2 protein-coding genes are annotated in these 1165 nt (G+C 44.0%); both read left to right on the forward strand.

Annotated features, from left to right (window positions below):
- On the forward strand, positions 1 to 280 hold a 280-nt coding region (locus R7Z49_RS23485; RefSeq protein WP_318112140.1), incomplete at its 5' end, for a LysE family translocator.
- A gap of 179 nt (positions 281 to 459) precedes the next feature.
- On the forward strand, positions 460 to 1165 hold a 706-nt coding region (locus R7Z49_RS23490; RefSeq protein ID WP_318112142.1), incomplete at its 3' end, for a glycyl radical enzyme domain-containing protein.

Genomic DNA, 1165 nt, shown 5'->3' on the forward strand with positions numbered 1-1165 from the left:
TGGTTTTATCGTTGGTTCCAGTAATCCGAAAGCCATTATTTTCTTTACGGCACTATTCCCACAATTCATTGACCCAACCGCTTCGCTGCTGACCCAATATGCGATTTTCGCGGGTACGTTCGTAGTATTCGAATTGAGCTGGTTAACCTTTTACGCCTTATTAGGGGTGAAAACATCCAATTGGTTATTTGAAGCAGGACGAGCTAAGTTGTTCAATCGCTTAACGGGTGGAGTGTTTATCAGTGCTGGTGTGATGCTATCTACGGCGAATCGCAGCTAGATTGTGAGGTAACCCCTAATTTAGGGATAGCTTATTTCCAATATGGAAATTAACGGTTTGTTTTTTTTCATTAGTGGCAAGGCTTAACTAGGCGTAAAATTCACTCTAGCCCTTTAGGGGTAATGGTCTGTACCTACCCAGATCCAGATGTCGTGGTCTTTTTTGCAGGAACATCCTTGATGACAAGCCTATCTGAACTCCAACAGCGTTTTCTCAATATCGCAACTGACGGCCGTTTGTCTCCGAAACAGAAGTCTAACTTCCTCGCTCTAGAAGCCGAAGCATGTATTCCATACATGCCCATTTCTGAAGCACTTCGTGAGGCGATGAGCGATGGCGTAATCTGTGACATGTTTGAAGGTCATGCGCCTTTTAAACCGCGTTACGTTTTACCTGACTATGCTAAGTTTTTATCTCAAGGCTCTGAGTATTTGGAGTTGTCACCTGCAGAAGATTTTGATGATGCGCTAAATATGCTTACCATCATCTATCATCATGTGCCGTCAGTTACTAATATTCCCGTGTATTTAGGGCAGTTAGACGACGTCCTGATGCCTTATGTAGGCGACCAAACTGAAGCGCAGATTTACAAAAAACTTCGACATTTCTGGATCATGTTGGATCGCACGTTGCCGGATGCCTTCATGCACGTGAATATCGGGCCGACAGACAACATTATCTGTCGCACTATTTTGCGTGTGGACGCAGAGCTCAAGCAAATTGCACCAAATCTCACGTTTATGTACGACGAATCGATCACTCCAGATGATTTGTTACGTCAGGCGATGACAAACATTTGTGAGTGTAGCAAGCCTCATATTGCGAATTACCCAATTCACGCAAATGCTTATGACGGAGCACAGTTTGGTATCGTCAGTTGCTACA

The sequence above is a fragment of the Vibrio sp. 1562 genome (assembly GCF_033340155.1).
GTDB lineage: Bacteria > Pseudomonadota > Gammaproteobacteria > Enterobacterales > Vibrionaceae > Vibrio > Vibrio alginolyticus.